The organism is Streptomyces sp. NPDC002602, from assembly GCF_042889445.1.
Taxonomy (GTDB): domain Bacteria; phylum Actinomycetota; class Actinomycetes; order Streptomycetales; family Streptomycetaceae; genus Streptomyces.
Genome location: NZ_JBIAQX010000004.1, coordinates 448,404 through 464,905, shown reverse-complemented (window position 1 = coordinate 464,905; position 16,502 = coordinate 448,404). Strand labels below are relative to the sequence as shown.

Genomic DNA, 16,502 nt, shown 5'->3' with positions numbered 1-16,502 from the left:
GCCACACCCCCGTCGCCGCTCCCGCACCACCCCTCACCCGCACCCCTCCACCACGTCAGAGCCACGAGAGGAAGCCATGGCCGGCATCCCGACCATCGAGGCCTACCCGATGCCGACATCGGGGGACCTGCCCCTCAACACCGCCGCCTGGTCCGTCGACCCGGCCCGCGCCGTCCTGTTGTTGCACGACATGCAGCACTACTTCCTGAAGCCCCTGCCGAACACCCTGCGCAGCGAACTCGTGGGCAACTGCGCCCAGTTGCGCGACCGGTGCATCGAACTCGGCGTTCCCGTCGCCTACACGGCCCAGCCGGGCGGCATGACGGAGCGCCAGCGCGGACTGCTGCGGGACTTCTGGGGGCCCGGGATGAGGCCCTCGCGCGCCGACCGGGAGATCCCCGACGAGCTGGGGCCCCGCCCCGAGGACTGGGTGTTCACCAAGTGGCGCTACAGCGCCTTCCACCACACCGACCTGCTGGCCCGGATGCGGGAGGCCGGACGCGACCAACTGGTCGTCTGCGGGGTGTACGCCCACGTCGGCGTACTGGCCACGGCGGTCGACTCGTTCAGCCACGACATGGAGACCTTCCTGGTCGCGGACGCCCTGGCCGACTTCACCGAGGAGGACCACCACCGGACCCTCGACTACGCCGCCCGGCGCTGCGCCGTGGTCACCACCGTGAAGGAGACCCTGGCATGACCGCCGCCCGGGAACCGGCGGAGCGCGACCTGCTCGCCCGGATCCTCGCCCCCTCGCCGCCACCCTTCGCCCTGCTGCACCGGCCCGGAGCCACCGGGCCCGGCCTGGTGGAGGTCCTCGTCGGCGACGTGTCCCACCCCGAGACCCTGGCGTCCGTACCCCTGCCCGAGCGGGGCGCCGCCGAGCCCGGCCGGCACGAGGCGCTGGTCCTCGTACCCTTCCGGCAGATCCGCGAACGCGGCTTCGAGGCCGCCGACGACGGCTCCCCGCTCATCACCCTCACCGTCACCGGTCAGGAGAAGGTCCCCCTCGCGGAGGCCGTCGCACGCATCGGCGACCGGCCCATCCGGCTCACCGGCGGCGACTTCGACATCGACGACGCCGGCTACGCGGACATCGTCCGTCGCGTCATCGCCGACGAGATCGGCACCGGCGAGGGAGCGAACTTCGTCATCAAACGCTCCTTCACCGCGGAGATCACCGACTACACCCCGCACAGCGCCCTGACCCTCTTCCGCCGGCTCCTGGAGCAGGAATCGGGCGGCTACTGGACCTTCGTCGTCCACACCGGCGAGCGCACCTTCGTCGGCGCCACCCCCGAACGCCACATCAGCGTGCACCGCGGCACCGCCGTGATGAACCCCATCAGCGGCACCTACCGCTACCCCGCCGGCGGACCCACCCTGCCCCAGGTCATGGACTTCCTCGCGGACCGCAAGGAGACCGACGAGCTGTACATGGTCGTCGACGAGGAACTCAAGATGATGGCACGGGTCTGCGAGGGAGGCGGCCGGGTCGTCGGCCCCTACCTCAAGGAGATGGCACGCCTCGCGCACACCGAATACCTCATCGAGGGGCGCACCACCCGCGACCCGCGCGAGATCCTGCGCGAGACGATGTTCGCCCCCACCGTCACCGGCAGCCCGCTGGAGAGCGCCTGCCGCGTCATCGGCAGGTACGAACCGCGCGGCCGCGGCTACTACAGCGGGATCGTCGCCCTCATCGGCACGGACGAGACGGGCGAACGGGAACTCGACTCGTCGATCCTCATCCGCACCGCCGACATCGACGCCGCCGGCCGGGTCTCCATCGGCGTGGGAGCCACCCTGGTACGCCACTCCGACCCCGAGTCCGAGGTCGCGGAGACCAAGGCGAAGGCCGCCGGCCTGCTCGCCGCACTGCAATCGGACGGCGCCACCCGGTTCTCCGCCCACCCCGACGTCCGGGCCGCCCTGGCCCGTCGCAACGACTCCATCGCCGGCTACTGGCTGGCCGAGGAAGGCGAACGCGCCCTGCCGCAGGCCTCGTTGGTCGGACGCTCGGTCCTCGTCGTGGACGCCGAGGACACCTTCACCTCGATGATCGCCCACCAGCTCCGCTCGATGGGCCTGCGGGTCACCGTGAGCCGCTTCGACGAGCCCTACTCCCTGCACGCCCACGACCTGGTCGTCATGGGACCCGGACCCGGCGACCCGCGCGACGCGGGCCACCCGAAGATCGCCCGGCTGTCGGCCGACGTCCGCGCGCTGCTCGCCAAGCGCAGACCCTTCCTCGCCGTGTGCCTCAGCCACCAGGTCCTCTCCCGGGAACTGGGCCTCGACCTGGTCCGCCGCGACCACCCCAACCAGGGCGTACAGCGACAGATCCAACTGTTCGGCGCGACCGAACGGGTCGGCTTCTACAACACGTTCGCCGCCCGCGGCGCCGAGGACAAGGCCGAGGCCGAGGGCGTCGGCGTGTTCGAGATCAGCCGCGACCCGGAGACCGACGAGGTGCACGCCCTGCGCGGCCCGCACTTCGCCTCCATGCAGTTCCACCCCGAATCCGTGCTCACCCGGGACGGCGTCCGCATCGTCGAGTCCCTGCTCAGCGGCCTGATCTGACCGGCCCACCACCCAACCCACACCCCTCCCGCGAAGGAGTTCCGCGATGCTTCCCGTCAACGGCAGTGACAAGGGCCTGTACATGGGTCTGGTGGCCGAGCGGGCCGCCCAGGCCCACGGCGACCAGCTGATCATCCTCGACCACGACCTGGACCTCTTTCCCGAGGCCGGGCGACGTCTGACGTTCGCCGAACTGGCCGAGTACATCGACGACACCGCGGCCCGTCTGTACGCCGCCGGAGTGCGCCGCAGCGACCATGTCGCCCTCCACAAGTCCAACGGCTTCGACATCAACATCCTTTCCTCCGCCGTCGCCCGCCTCGGAGCCGTCCCCGTCCAGCTCTCCCCGTACCTCGACGCCGACAGCGTCCTCGCGCTGCTGCGCCGGCTCGGCTCCCCCCACCTGGTCACCGACACCGACAAGCTCGACGGACCGTTCGCCGGCACCTCCCTCGCGGAGATCGCCGGCCAGGTGATCATCGTGGCCGGGTCACGCCCCGGCACGGTCTCCCTCGCGGACCTGGCCGGCTCCCCGCGGCAGGCCCCTGTCGTCCCCCACCTCGACCTGCCCGCGCTGATGACGCACACCTCCGGCACCACCGGCCTGCCCAAGCTGGTCGTGCACTCGGCCCGCACCCTGCACGGCCGCTACCGCCCGCAGGCCAAGCTCTTCGACATGATCCGCGAGCACGAGACGGTCGCCCTGCACGTCAGCTACGTCCACTCGCGGATGCCCCTGGCCCTGGCCGTCCTGCTGCCCCGCGGCAACCCGATGGTCATCATGAACGACGCCGAGCCCGAGCACGCGGCGCGACTGTGGGCCGAGACCCGCCCCGGCTTCATCGAATCGCACCCCAACTCCTTCATGGAATGGGAGGTGTTGGCCGACCACCCGCTGCGCCCGCTGTCGAACGTGAAGTACTTCAGCACCACCTTCGACGCCATCCACCCCAGCACCATGCACAAGCTGCTGCACGCCACCGACCGCAGCTCGCCGCTCTTCTACCAGATCTACGGTCAGAGCGAGACGGGCCCGCTCGTCGGCCGCGGCTTCACCCGCGCCACCGCCCTCGGCGCTGACGGCCGCTGCCAGGGCCACGCCTTCCCCTCCGACACCAAGTTCCGGCTCGTCAGCCGCAACGGCAAGGAGGTCACCCGCGACAACCCCGGCTACATCGATGTACAGGCCGCCGGCCGGGCGCTGGGCTACTTCGGCGAGCGCGAGCGCTACGACACCCAGGTACACGGCGGCTGGTGGCGCGGCATGGACCTCGGGTACCGCACCGACGAGGGCTGCCTCCACCTCCTGGACCGCGAGGTCGACGCCATCCCCGGCATCCACTCCACCCTGGAGATCGAGGACACCGTCCTCGGCCGGCTCGACGAACTGACCGAACTCGTCGTCGTCCCCGGACCCGACGGCGCGGGCGTCCCCGTGCTCTGCACCCGCGACGACCTGCCGTTGGACCCGGCCCGCTGGCGCTCCGCCGCCGCCGCGTGGCCGCAGCTCGCGGAGCCGGTGCAGATGAAGCTCTCCGAACTGCCGCGCACGGCCACGATGAAGGTCCAGCGCCTCGAACTCACCGCACGACTGCGGCGGTTGTCCGCCTCGCGGTCGTCCTGACCACCGCCCGGCGACAGGCAGGAGAACACCCGTGAACGCCACCAGCGATGCCGACGTGCTGATCGTCGGAGCCGGTCCCACCGGCCTGCTCGCCGCCTGCGAACTGCTGCGGCGCGGCGTGGGCGTACGGATCGTCGACCGGGCCCACGAGGCCGCCCGGGTGCCCAAGGCGCTGTCGCTGTGGCCCCGGGTCCGCGACATCCTCACCGACCTCGGCGTCGGCGAGGCCGTACAGGAGGCCTCCGTACCCGTACGCGCCTTCCGCTACTTCTCCGACCGCAAGCCGGTCGCCTCGCTCACCTTCACCGAGGAGTTGGCCGCCCGCCAGCTCCCCCAACCCGAGACGGAACGCATCCTCACCGAACGGCTGCACTCCCTCGGCGGGAAGATCGAGCGCGGCGTCCGGCTCCTGTGCCTCGACGACGTCGACTACTCCGGCCGGATCGAGCCGGGCGGCACGGTCACCGCCGTGCTGGAACACGGCGACGGCCTCGTCGAGCGGTTCACCGCGCCCTTCGTCATCGGCGCCGACGGGGCGGGCAGCGACGTCCGCCGGCAACTCGGCATCGGCTTCGAGGGATCCACCTACGAGATGGCCTTCGCCCTCCTCGACACCCGCATCGAGGGGAACCTGCCGCCCGACGAGATCGCGTACTACCAGAGCACCTCGGGCACCCTGTGCGTCGTCCCGCAGCCCGACGGGGTCTTCCGCTTCCTGTCGGTGATGCCCGAGGGCACCACCCTGACCCGCGACGACATGCAGCGCCTCATCGACACCCGGGGCCCCCACGGCGTACGGATCACCGAACCGGTCTGGGAGACCGTCTTCCGGGTCCACGCCCGGCGGGCCACCGACTTCCAGCGCGGCCGGGTCTTCCTGGCCGGGGACTCGGCGCACGTGCACAGCCCCGCCGGCGGCCAGGGCATGAACAACGGCCTCCAGGACGCCCACAACCTCGCCTGGAAACTCGCCGCCGTCCTCGCCGGCGAGGCCCCCGCCACGCTCCTGGAGAGCTACGGCAGGGAACGCGTCGAGGCGACCGGCCGCATCGTCCGCGACACCGACCTGCACACCCGGGCCCTGACCGCCCGCACCCGGCGCCGGGTCGCCGCCCGCGACACCGCGTTCCGGCTGCTGGACCGCACCGGCGCCGGCGCCCGGCTCTACGCCCCCGTGATGGCGGGCCGCCGGCTCGCCTACACCCCGGACCGGGACACCCGGCAGCCGTCGACCGGTGCCTGTCGGGTACGCGACCGGCTGCTCGGCGGCATCCGGGCCGGCTCGGTCTTCCCCCGGGCCGCCGCCGTCGCGCTGGGCCTGGCCGGACCGGGGCGGGCTCCGGCGGGGTGGACGCTGCTGCTGCGCCCGCCCGCCCGGGACACCGCCTGGACCGCCCGGGTCGAGCACACCGTCGGCCCCTGGCCGGGGCTCCGCGTCCTGCGGGCCACACCCGACCTGCCCGGCCGGGGCGGGCTGTGCGCCCGCCCCGGGTACTACCTGATCCGGCCCGACGGGCACGTGGCGGCCCACGGGCACACCGACGACCTGCACCGGCTGGCGGCCGAACTCCGCCACGCCCTGACCCCGACGCCCGACCACTGATCCCGAGGCCCGACCACTGACCCGTACACCCGACCACTGACCCCGACGCCCGACCACTGATCCCTACACCCGACCGCTGACCCCGACGCCCGACCACCGATCCCGACACCTCACCGAGCGCCGCACCCCGCACCACCGAGCACCCCCGCGAGCGCCGCCGCCCGGCTCAGGCCGGACCGGCGGCGCTCGCGCGCGTTCCGGCAGGTCAGGGGCCTACGGGGCTTCGGACCCGCTCCGGCGGCGCGGCGGGTCCTCCCCGCCGGCACCCACCCGATCCTCCTCCTGCGGCGGATCGGGCAGCGCCAGACACAGGGCGTCCAGGGCCGCCGCGAAGGCGTGGTCGGGCGGGGTGCCGTAGCCGAGCACCAGCCCGTCCCGCGGGGTCATGGAGCTTTCGGGGTGCAGGTAGGGCCGCAACCCGTCCAGCGCCAGTCCTTGCCGCCGGGCAGCCCGCAACGCCGCCTCCTCGGTGTCCCTCGGCAGCTCCAGCACCGCGTGCAGCCCGGCCGCCACCCCACTGACCTTGATGTGCGGGGCCTCCTGCGCCAGCCGGGCCGCCAGCTGGTCCCGGCGGCGCCGGTAGATCAGGCGCATCCGGCGCAGGTGACGGTCGTAGGCGCCCGAGCCGATGAACTCGGCCAGGGTCAGCTGGTCCGTGACCCCCGACCACATCTCGCGGGGGCCCTTCACGGCGAGCACGTCGTCCACCAGCCAGCCGGGCAGCACCATCCAGCCCAGCCGCAGCGCGGGCGACAGGCTCTTGCTGGCGGAGCCGATGTAGACGATCCGGTCCGGGTCCAGGCCCTGGACGGCGCCGACCGGCTGGCGGTCGTAACGGAACTCCCCGTCGTAGTCGTCCTCGATCAGCACTCCACCGCTCGCCCGCGCCCAGTCCACCACCGCGGCCCGCCGCTCCGGGTGCAGGGGCCCGCCCGTCGGGAACTGGTGCGCCGGGGTGAGCAGCACCGCCTTGGCGCCCGTCCCGGGGAGCTCCTCGACCCGCGCGCCGCCGCCGTCCACCGTCAGCGGCACCGTGGCCAGCCCCGACGCCACCAGGATGTCCCGGTGGAAGGACAGCCCGTACGACTCCACCGCGACCGGGCCGGAGAGCACCTTGCCGAGCAGCTCCAGCCCGTGGGCGAAGCCGGAGCAGACGATGATCCGGTCCGGGGCGGTCCGTACGCCGCGCACCCGCGCGAGGTACTCGGTCAGGGTCCGGCGCAGCTCGATCCGGCCCCGGGGGTCACCGACCCCGAAGGCGTCGTGCGGAGCGGCGGCCAGCGCCCGCCGGGCGGCGCCGATCCAGGCGGTACGGGGGAAGGCGGAGGCGTCGGGGGAGCTCGGCAGCAGGTCGTGCACGGTCCGGCGGTGCGTCGGCCGGGCGGGTCCGCGCGGCCGGTCGGGCTGGAGCGGGGCCGCCCGTCGGGCCACCCGGGTGCCGGAGCCCTGGCGCGCCGACAACCAGCCCTCCTCCACCAGCTCGGCGTACGCGTCGGCGACGGTGTTGCGGGCGATCCCCAGGTCCACGGCGAGGACCCGGTAGGGCGGCAACCGGGTGCCGGGGGCGAGCCGGCCGGAGTCGATGGCCGTGCGTAACGCCTGCATCAGCCGGTTGCGCAGGCTGCCCTCGCCGCTCAGCTCAAGGTGCAGATCGCTCCCGGTACCGGCCGGCTCGGGATCGGACGCACCCTCGGAATTGACCCATGATCTCTGCATGGGAATGCACCCTACTGCGGGCCGATTGCGCTCCTACAGTTTTCACATGACCACTTTTCAGGTTCCTGAGCGCATGAACTTCGCGGCCGTCGCCCCCAAGATCTTCAAGTCCGTGCTGGCCCTCGACGGGGCCGCCCGACAGGGCCTCGACCCGATCCTCCTGGAACTCGTCCAGATCCGCACCTCGCAGATCAACCGCTGCGCCTACTGCATCGATTACCACACCAGCGACGCCCGCAAGGGCGGCGAGTCGGAAGAGCGGATCTACCAGCTCACCGCCTGGCAGGAGTCGAGCCTCTTCACCGTCAAGGAGCGCGCGGCCCTCGCCCTCACCGAGGAGGTCACCCTCCTCCCCGGCGGCGTCACCGACGCCGTCTACGACGAGGCCGCCCGCCACTTCGGCGAGGAGGAGCTCGCGCACCTGATCGCGCTCATCTTCACCGCCAACGTGTGGAACCGGATGAACGTCGCCACCCGCAAGACCCCCGGAACCGAGTAGTCCGGCCCGCTCCACGACCCCCTCAGACCCCATAACGACGCACCAGGGCGGTGGCCACCGCCGGACAGGCCAGGCCACCGCCCCACGCATGCCCCCACCCATGCCCCCACCCCGTCTCCCGGCACCAGAGGGGGACCGCTGACGAAGGACTGACATCGTGACCACCCTCGATTCATCCGCACCGCGCACCGCGGGCAAGGAACCCTCCGCGGTCAAGGGCTGGCTGGCCGTCCTGGCCGTCACCCTCGGCATCTTCTCCCTCATGACCTCGGAGCTGCTGCCCGTCGGCCTGCTCACCCCCGTCGGGGACGCCCTGAAGGTCTCCGAGGGCACGGCGGCCCTCATGGTCACCATCCCCGGCCTGGTCGCGGCGATCTCCGCCCCGCTGGTGACGGTCGCCACCGGAAAGTTCGACCGGCGGCTCGTCCTGGTCATCCTGATCGCCATCGTCGGCCTGGCGAACCTCGCCTCCGCCTTCGCCACCAGCTTCGCCGTGGTCCTGGTCGCCCGCTTCCTCATCGGCATCAGCGTCGGCGGCTTCTGGTCCATCGCCGGCGGCATCGCCCTGCGCCTGGTGCCCGAACGACACGTCGCCCGCGCCACCGCCGTCATCTTCGGCGGCGTCGAGACGGCCTCCGTGCTCGGCGTGCCCACCGGCACCTTCCTCGGCGACCTCTCCGGCTGGCGCACCGCCTTCGCCGCGGTCGGCATCCTCGGCCTCGTGGCCCTCGCCGCCATGCTCTTCCTGATGCCGAAGGTCCCCGCCGAGCGCACCATCGTCTTCGGCGACCTGCCCCGCGTGTGGAAGTCCAACGCCGGCGTCCGCATCGGCATCGCGATGACCTTCCTCGTCATCACCGGCCACTTCCTCGCCTACACCTTCGTCCGTCCGCTCCTCCAGGACGACGGCGTCGGCGACAGCATGATCGGTGTCCTGCTGCTGACCTTCGGCATCGCCGGCATCACCGGCAACTTCATCGCCGGCGCCCTGATCGCCAAGCGGCTGCGCCAGGTCGTCATCGGCATCGCGATCGTCCTCGCCGTCGCCATGCTGCTGCTCGCCACCGTCGGCAACACCACCGTCACCGCGGCCGTCATCCTCGTCCTGTGGGGCCTGGGCTACGGCGCCGTGCCGGTGACCTTCCAGACCTGGATCCTCGACGCCGCCCCCGACGCGACCGAGGCCGCCTCCTCGCTGTACGTCTCCACCTTCAACCTGTCGATCGCCCTCGGCGCCCTCTTCGGCGGCATCGCCGTGGACAACCTCGCCACCGCCAGCGTCCTGTACATCGGGGCGGGCCTCGCGATCCTCACCCTCCTCGTCGTCGGCCGCCGCTCCGGCCGCCCGACCGACTCCGCCCCGGCCGCCGAACCGGCGACCGACCCGGCCACCGCGGCCGCCCACTGATCGTCTGCCCCGCGACCAACCGTCCCCCGCGGGCGGGACAGACAGCCGGGCGCGGCTCCCTCGAGGAGCCGCGCCCGGCGCTTTCGCGTGCGCGGGCGCTTCTGGCGGGGCCGCGTTCGGGGGTGGGGCGGGCTCCCACGCTTCGGCCCCCACGCCTCGGTCGACGACGCCGCGCCCGGCCGCTCGACACCGTGGGGCCCGGGCGCGATGAGGGCCGCAGGTCAGGGGCGCCGGGCAGGACGTCGGGTACGAGGACCACCCGGTTCCGCCGACTGCCGGCCGCCGACCGCCGCACGGCGCGCTCGCTGCGAGCCGCCCCGCCCCGGCCTGACCGGCGAAGGCGTGCCGAAGGCCCCGGTCGGCGCTCCGGGGAGGCGCTGTCGTCACCGACCTCCATCTGGGTGCGGGCTCTGGTCCCGAAACGGACACGGACACCGATACCGATACCGGCGCGGACGTCGACACCCCCGAGACGGCCACGTCGCCTCCCGGGCGGGCAGCGCCCTCGCCGCCCGCGGACAGTGCGCGGCCACCGAACGCGGCGAGGGTATGCGCACCACCCGTCCTTCGCACCACCCGTCCTTCGCGCCACCCGTCCTCGCCGGTGCCGACCGCGTCCCGAAAGGGCGCGGGGCGGTCCGGTGTGCCGGAACCACACCGACGGGAACGACACGAAGGGGCGGGGGGGGGGCGGGGGGGCCCCCCCCCCCCCCCCACCCCCCCCCCCCCCCCCGCCCCCCCCCCCCCCCGCCCCCCCCCGCCCCCCCCCCCCCCCCCCCCCCCCCCCCCCCCCCCCCCCCCCCCCACGTACANNNGCCCGGGCGGGGGCCCCCGGCGCCCCCACGGGGGGGGGGGGGGGCGGGGGGCCCGAACCCCCCCCGCGGGAAGCCCCCCCCGGGGGGGGGGGGGCCCCGCCCCCCCCCCCCGCCCCTCACTGCCTCACCCTGCCCCTCGGCCACCGCGATCCGCGGCCCGCGTCTCAGACGAGCAGCCGCTCCGGGGGCCCGGTCAGCTCGTGGCCCAGCATCGAGCGGAGTTCCCCGTAGGCGCGCGTGTCGCCGGCCAGGACGCCGCCGAGGAGGGTGCGGCCGTCCGGGCCGAGGACCAACTTGGCGTAGGTGGCGGCCGTGTGGTCCTCCCGTACGAACGACAGCGCGCCCGCGGCCCGGGCGTGGACGTCGCCGAATCCGGCCACGTCCACGCCGAACACCTTCAGCTTCGCCGAGGTGTCGGCGCCCGGGAAGGGCTCGGACGCCCTGCCGGTCAGTTGTGCGGCCACGCTCTCGGCCATCAGGTAGCCGGGGGCGACCAGGCCGTGGCAGCGGCCCAGGACGGCCGCGCACTCGCCGATCGCCCAGATCCGGGGGTCCTCGGTTCGGCAGTGGGCGTCCACCAGGAAACCGCCCCGCTCGCCGCGCGACAGCCCGGCCGGCCCGGCCAGTTCGTCGCGCGGGCGGACCCCCGCCGAGAACACCACGCAACGGGCGGGCAGCATGTCGCCGTCGGCCGGCGTCACCCCGCGGACCCACCCGTCGGGGCCCGCGTCCACGGACGCCACGCCGCGACCGCAGTGCACGCTCATGCCGAGCCGGCCCACCAGGCGGGCCAGCACCGCGCCCCCGCCCGCGTCGAGTTGGAGGGGCATCAGGTGCGGGGCCACCTCCATCACATGGGGTCGCATCCCCAGCGAACGCAGGGCCTGCGCCGCCTCCAGGCCCAGCAGCCCACCGCCGATCACCACGCCGGCGGCGCCCGGTTCGGCGGCCGCGCGCAGGGCGTCGAGGTCCGCGAGGGTCCGGTACGTGAAGCAGCCCGGCAGGGTGTGACCGGGGATCGGCGGCACGAACGGCTTCGACCCGGTGGCCAGCACAAGCGCGTCGTACCGCACCTCCGAGCCGTCCGCGAAGGTCACCGTACGGGCCGCCCGGTCGATCGCGGTGACCGGAACGCCGAGCCGCAGTTCGACCCGGTGGTCCTCCAGGACCTCGGGTCCGGTCAGTGTCAGGTCCTGCGCGCTCCGGCCGTCCAGGTACGAGGAGAGCGCCACCCGGTCGTAGGCGGCGCGGGGTTCCTCGGCCGCGACGACGATCCGCCACGACGTGAACCGCTCGTCGGCCCGCAGGAGTTCGAGGAGTCGGTGGCCGACCATGCCGTGGCCGGCGAGGACCAGGGTCCCGCTCACGGGCGGTGCCCCCCTTCCGCGGATCGGTCGAGTTCGGCGCAGAGCCGGCCCACCGTCGCGACACAGGTCCCGCAGCCCGTGGTGGCCCGGGTCGCGGCGGCGAGCGCGGGCACGGCGCGGGCACCGCCGTCCCAGGCCCGCCGAAGGGCCCCCCGGGTCACGTTGTTGCACTGGCAGACCACGGCCGTGTCCGGCAGCGCGCCCGAGGCCGCGTACCCGCCGGCGGAACCGATCAACAGGGCCAGCCGGTCGCTCGGCACCGGGAGGTCCCGCGCGTACAGCCGGCCCACGGCGGCGACGGCCTGCGGGAACCCGGCGACGATCCCGGACCGGATCCGGCCGTCGCGCAGCCGCAGTCGGGCGTGCCGCCCGCCGCCGGGATCGGACAGCGACACGGTCTCCTCACCGGGGGCCGCTTCCCGGTCCGGGTCCGGCTCCCCGCCCGGGCCGACGACCGTCAGGTCCAATCCCCGGATCCCGGGGCGCAGCACGCGCCGCGTCGGCCGGTACGGCCTGTCCGAGCCGGTCAGGATGCCCGCGAGGGCGTCCGCCTGTTCCCACGCCGACGTCAGGGAGTCCCCGGCGGCGCCCGCGTGTTCGGCGCAGTCCCCGATGGCGTGGATCCGCGGATCGCCGGTGCGCAGCCGGTCGTCCACCACGATCCCGCGCCGCACCTCCAGCCCCGCCGCACGGGCCGGCGCGGTCTCCGGGACGCTGCCCGCGCACGCCAGCACGGTGGTCGCGGCGAGCAGCCGGCCGTCGTCCAGCACGGCCTTGCCGTGCTCGGCGCCGGCCACCCGGTGGCCGAGTTCCAAGGCCACGCCGGCCTTCTCCAGGGTTCGCGCCAGTACCGCGGAGGCCGGCCCGTCGAGGTCGCGGTGGGCGAGCCGAGGCCCGGAGTGCACCAACGTCACCTCGTGCCCGGCGCGGTTCAGCGCGGCGGCGGCCGCCGCCCCGCGCAGCCCGCCGCCGGCGATCACCACCGGCCCCTCGGGCGGCGGTTCGGCGTCGGCGAGGGTGCCCAGTCGGCGCACGGCGGGGGAGTCGAAGCCGGGGGACCGCGGGCGGGCCCCGGTGGCCAGCACCAGGACCTCGTACCCGTACCCGGTCCCGTCGGCGGTACGGACCTCGCGTCGGGCACGGTCGATGCCGGTCACGACGGCCGCGCGGCGCACCCGCGCGTTCCCCGGCGGCGCGGCCAGCTCCAGGGCGCGGCCGGGCAGGGTGCCGTCCAGGACCGACAGCAACAGGGCCCGGTTGTAGGCGGCGTGGGGCTCGGCTCCCAGGACGGTCACCGGACCCCGGTGCCCGAGCCGGTACAGGGAGGCGCGGAGGCGGTGGGCGGCCGGGCCGTGGCCGACGACGACGATCCGGTTCACGAGGGCTCCGACCAGGGTTCGACGCGGACGGCGGCCAACTTGAACTCCGGCATGCCGCTGACCGGGTCCAGGGCGGGCCCGGTCATCAGGTTGGCCCGGCCCGCGCCGGGGAAGTGGAACGGCACGAACACGGTGTCGGCGCGCAGGCTCTCCACCAGCCGGACCCGGGCCACCACCGCCCCGTGCGCGGAGACGACCCGGGCGCGTGCGCCGTCGGTCAGTCCGAAGCGCCCGGCCGTGTCGGGGTGGACCTCGACGAACACCTCCGGTGCGACGGCCATCAGTTCGGGTACCCGGCGGGTCTGCGCCCCCGACTGGTAGTGGGCCAGGACCCGGCCCGTCGTCGCGAGGAGCGGCCGCCCGGCGTCCGGGACCTCCGCGGAGTCCCGGTCCTCCACCGGGGCGAACCGGGCCCGACCGTCCGGGTGCGCGAAGCGGTCCAGGAACATCCGGGGCGTACCGGGATGCCGGGCGCCGCCGTCGTCCGCCGGGCAGGGCCAGTACAACTCCTCGCCCGCGTCGAGCCGTTCCCAGCTGATCCCCGCGTAGTCGGCGCGGCCCCCGGCGGAGGCCCGGCGCAGTTCCTCGAAGACCGTGCGCGGCTGCGTCGGGAACCGTTCGGGGGGTTGTCCCAGTCGCACCGCGAGCCCGTGCAGCACGTCGAGGTCGGTCCGTACCCCGGGCGGTGGGGCCAGGACCGGGCGACGGCGCACCACCCGCCCCTCCAGATTGGTCAGGGTGCCCTCCTCCTCCGCCCACTGGGTGACGGGCAGCACCACGTCGGCCAGGGCCGCCGTCTCGGACGGCACGAAGTCGGCGACGACCAGCAGGTCCAGCGCGGCCAGCCGACGCGACACGTGCGCCGCGTTCGGGGCGGACACCGCCGGATTGGAGCCGAGGACCAGCAGGGCCTTGGGGCCGCCGGGCGTGCCCAGGGAGTCGAGCAGTTGGTAGGCGCCCATGCCCGGGCCGGGCAGGGTGTCGGGGTCCACGCCCCAGACGCCCGCGACGTGGGCGCGCGCCGCCGGGTCGGTGATCATCCGGTACCCGGGGAGCTGGTCGGCCTTCTGGCCGTGCTCGCGTCCGCCCTGCCCGTTGCCCTGGCCGGTCAGGCAGCCGTACCCGCTGCCCGGGCGGCCCGGCAGGCCCAGCGCGAGCGACAGGTTGACGAACGCGGACACCGTGTCGGTGCCCTTGCTGTGCTGTTCGGCGCCGCGCCCGGTGAGCACGTACCGGCGGTCCGCCCCGGCGAGCATCCGCACGGCCTCGCGCATGTCCGCGACCGGTACGCCGGTGATCCCCTCCACCCGCTCCGGCCACCAGGCCACGGCCCGCCGCCAGGCCTCGTCGAAGCCGGTGGTGCGCTCGGCCAGGTACGCCTCGTCGAGCAGGCCTTCCGTGACGGCGAGGTGGAACAGGCCGAGCGCCAGGGCCAGATCGGTGCCCGGCACGGGCTGGAGGTGCAGCGCGGCGAGCTCGGCGGTACGGGTGCGGCGCGGGTCGATCACGACGAGGCGCGCCCGGTTCAAGTGCCGCATCAACGGCGGCATCGTCTCGGCGGGGTTGGCGCCGGCCAGCAGGATGACCTCCGCACGCCCGAGGTCCGCGACGGGGAACGGCAGACCCCGGTCGAGCCCGAAGGCCGCGTTCCCGGCGGCGGCGGCCGACGACATGCAGAAGCGGCCGTTGTAGTCGATCCTGCTGGTGCCGAGCGCCACCCGGGCGAACTTGCCGAGCAGGTAGGCCTTCTCGTTGGTCAGTCCGCCACTGCCGAACACCCCGACGGCGTCCGCGCCGTGTTCCCCGCGCAGCCGTGCGAGGCGACCGGCGACCAGGTCGAGCGCGGAGTCCCAGTCGGTGGGGGTCAGTTGACCGTCGGGGCCGCGCACCAGCGGGGTCCGCAGCCGGTCGGGGGCCCGGAGCACCGCGGGGGCCGTCCAGCCCTTCTGGCACAGGCCGCCCCCGGCGGGGTCGGCCGGCCGGACGACGACCGCGCCGCCCTCGTCGCGCAGCACGGTCGGGCACTGGAGGGCGCAGTACGCGCAGTGCGTGGCGGCCTCGGGCGCCGCGGCGAGGTCAGCGGACACGGGCCGGCCTCGGCTCGCGCGCCGGGGCGGGTGCCTGGGCGACCCGTCGCCCGGGCCGCAGGTACACCGTCCAGGTGAGCAGCACGCAGAGCGCGTAGTAGCCGAGGAAGCAGGCGAACGCGGTGGTGCCGCTGCCCTGGGGTCCCTGGTAGGAGGCGCGGAACGCCAGGTTGATGGCGACCCCGCCCAGCGCGCCGACGGCGCCCGCGATCCCGATGGCGGCGCCCGAGATCCGACGGGCCCGGGCGAAGGCCTGCCGGGCCTCGCCGCCCGAGGTGATGGTGGCCTCCGCCTCGGCGGCGGCCGCGGCCGGGATCAGTTTGTACGTGGAGCCGTTGCCGAGCCCGCTGAGCACGAAGACCAGGGTGAAGGCCGCGACGAACGCACCGAAGGACCCGGCCCGCGAGGCCAGCAGCAGCCCGGCGGTTCCCAGGGCCAGCGCGAGGAAGGCCCACAGGGTCACGCGCGCCCCGCCCCAGTGGTCGGCGAGCTTCCCGCCGAGCGGCCGTGACACCGAGCCGAGCAGCGGGCCGATGAACGTGTACGAGGCCGCTTCGAGCGGGGTCGAGCCGAACTCGTTCTGCAACACCAGCCCGAAGGCGAACCCGTAGCCGATGAAGGAACCGAACGTGCCGATGTACAGGAAGGAGATGAACCAGGTGTGACGGCTCGCGGCGGCCTCGCGCAGCGCCCCGGGCCGGGCCCGGACCGCGTCCACGTTGTCCATCTTCAGGGCCGCGAGCAGCGCGGCGAGCACGATCAGCGGGAGGTAGACGGCGGCCACGTACGACGGGTGGGTGTCCCCGGCCGTGGCGATCACCAGCAGGCCCAGCAACTGCACCACGGCCACGCCGAGGTTGCCGCCGCCGGCGTTCACCCCCAGGGCCCAGCCCTGGCGGTTCTGCGGGAAGAAGGTGGTGATGTTGGTCATCGAGGAGGCGAAGTTGGCGCCGCCCGCCCCGGCCGTGGCGCCGATGACCAGGAACACCCACAGCGGGGTCCCCGGGCGCTGCACGAAGACGAACGCGAGCAGCGCCGGCACCAGCAGCACGGCGGAGGCGAACACCGTCCAGTTCCGGCCGCCGAACCGGGTCACCGCCCAGCTGTACGGCAGCCGCAACACGGCGCCCACCAGGGTCGGCACCACGACGAGCAGGAACTTCTCACCGGGGGTGAACCCGAGGCCGATCTCCGGCGACATGAACAGCACGAGCACCGACCACATGCTCCACACCGAGAACCCGATGTGCTCGGACAGCACGGACAGCACCAGGTTGCGGCGCGCGATCCGCTTCCCGGTGCGCTCCCAGTACTGCTCGTCCTCCGGGTTCCAGCCTTCGATCCACCGCCCGGCGGCGGGCCTGGTCCTCATGTCTCTCCTCTCTGGGGCCCGGTCCGCCTCTCGGCGCACCGGGCCCGAC

The 16,502-nt window shown here is 74.3% G+C and carries 11 protein-coding genes; 6 read left to right on the top strand and 5 right to left on the bottom strand.

Annotated elements, in window-relative coordinates:
- Positions 1-76: 76 nt before the first annotated feature.
- Genes ACFYW3_RS15175 through ACFYW3_RS15160 form a run of 4 tightly spaced genes read left to right on the top strand, consistent with a single transcriptional unit; the run spans position 77 to position 5,810 of the window.
- Positions 77-700 carry an isochorismatase family protein gene (locus tag ACFYW3_RS15175; RefSeq protein ID WP_389386489.1) on the top strand — a complete coding sequence of 208 codons (624 nt, stop codon included), beginning with the start codon at positions 77-79 and terminating at the stop codon, positions 698-700.
- A complete protein-coding gene (locus tag ACFYW3_RS15170; RefSeq protein WP_389386488.1) occupies positions 697-2,583 on the top strand; it encodes an anthranilate synthase family protein in 1,887 nt (628 codons plus the stop codon). Before ACFYW3_RS15175 ends, ACFYW3_RS15170 begins: the two co-directional genes overlap by 4 nt.
- 46 nt (positions 2,584-2,629) lie before the next feature.
- On the top strand, positions 2,630-4,207 hold the full coding sequence (locus ACFYW3_RS15165) for a class I adenylate-forming enzyme family protein (protein WP_389386487.1): 1,578 nt from the start codon (positions 2,630-2,632) through the stop codon (positions 4,205-4,207).
- A 31-nt stretch (positions 4,208-4,238) separates the two neighbouring features.
- Entirely contained in the window at positions 4,239-5,810 is a 1,572-nt protein-coding gene (locus ACFYW3_RS15160) for an FAD-dependent monooxygenase (RefSeq protein ID WP_389386486.1), read from the top strand.
- Between the two features lie 213 nt (positions 5,811-6,023).
- On the opposite strand, the gene ACFYW3_RS15155 is transcribed toward ACFYW3_RS15160, so the two are convergent.
- Positions 6,024-7,526: a PLP-dependent aminotransferase family protein gene (locus ACFYW3_RS15155; RefSeq protein WP_389386485.1), complete on the bottom strand. Its 1,503-nt coding sequence runs from the start codon at positions 7,524-7,526 to the stop codon at positions 6,024-6,026.
- 46 nt (positions 7,527-7,572) lie between these two features.
- On the opposite strand from ACFYW3_RS15155, the gene ACFYW3_RS15150 reads away from it, so the two are divergent.
- Together ACFYW3_RS15150 and ACFYW3_RS15145 are read left to right on the top strand one after the other, a co-directional pair.
- A complete protein-coding gene (locus ACFYW3_RS15150; protein WP_234350025.1) occupies positions 7,573-8,025 on the top strand; it encodes a carboxymuconolactone decarboxylase family protein in 453 nt (150 codons plus the stop codon).
- Positions 8,026-8,182: 157 nt separating this feature from the next.
- A complete protein-coding gene (locus ACFYW3_RS15145) occupies positions 8,183-9,433 on the top strand; it encodes an MFS transporter (RefSeq protein WP_351372971.1) in 1,251 nt (416 codons plus the stop codon).
- Positions 9,434-10,412: 979 nt separating this feature from the next.
- Here ACFYW3_RS15145 and ACFYW3_RS15140 read toward each other — a convergent pair.
- The 4 genes from ACFYW3_RS15140 to ACFYW3_RS15125 are packed head-to-tail and all read right to left on the bottom strand — an operon-like array spanning position 10,413 to position 16,453.
- Complete coding sequence (locus ACFYW3_RS15140; protein WP_351751182.1) at positions 10,413-11,615, bottom strand: FAD-dependent oxidoreductase; 1,203 nt, start codon at positions 11,613-11,615, stop codon at positions 10,413-10,415.
- On the bottom strand, positions 11,612-12,994 hold the full coding sequence (locus ACFYW3_RS15135; protein ID WP_351751183.1) for an FAD-dependent oxidoreductase: 1,383 nt from the start codon (positions 12,992-12,994) through the stop codon (positions 11,612-11,614). The genes ACFYW3_RS15140 and ACFYW3_RS15135 overlap by 4 nt, the downstream gene beginning before the upstream one ends.
- Positions 12,991-15,081, bottom strand: a complete 2,091-nt coding sequence (locus tag ACFYW3_RS15130; protein WP_389386484.1) for a molybdopterin oxidoreductase family protein — start codon at positions 15,079-15,081, stop codon at positions 12,991-12,993. The genes ACFYW3_RS15135 and ACFYW3_RS15130 overlap by 4 nt, the downstream gene beginning before the upstream one ends.
- Complete coding sequence (locus ACFYW3_RS15125) at positions 15,071-16,453, bottom strand: MFS transporter (protein ID WP_389386483.1); 1,383 nt, start codon at positions 16,451-16,453, stop codon at positions 15,071-15,073. The genes ACFYW3_RS15130 and ACFYW3_RS15125 overlap by 11 nt, the downstream gene beginning before the upstream one ends.
- Positions 16,454-16,502 lie beyond the last annotated feature (49 nt).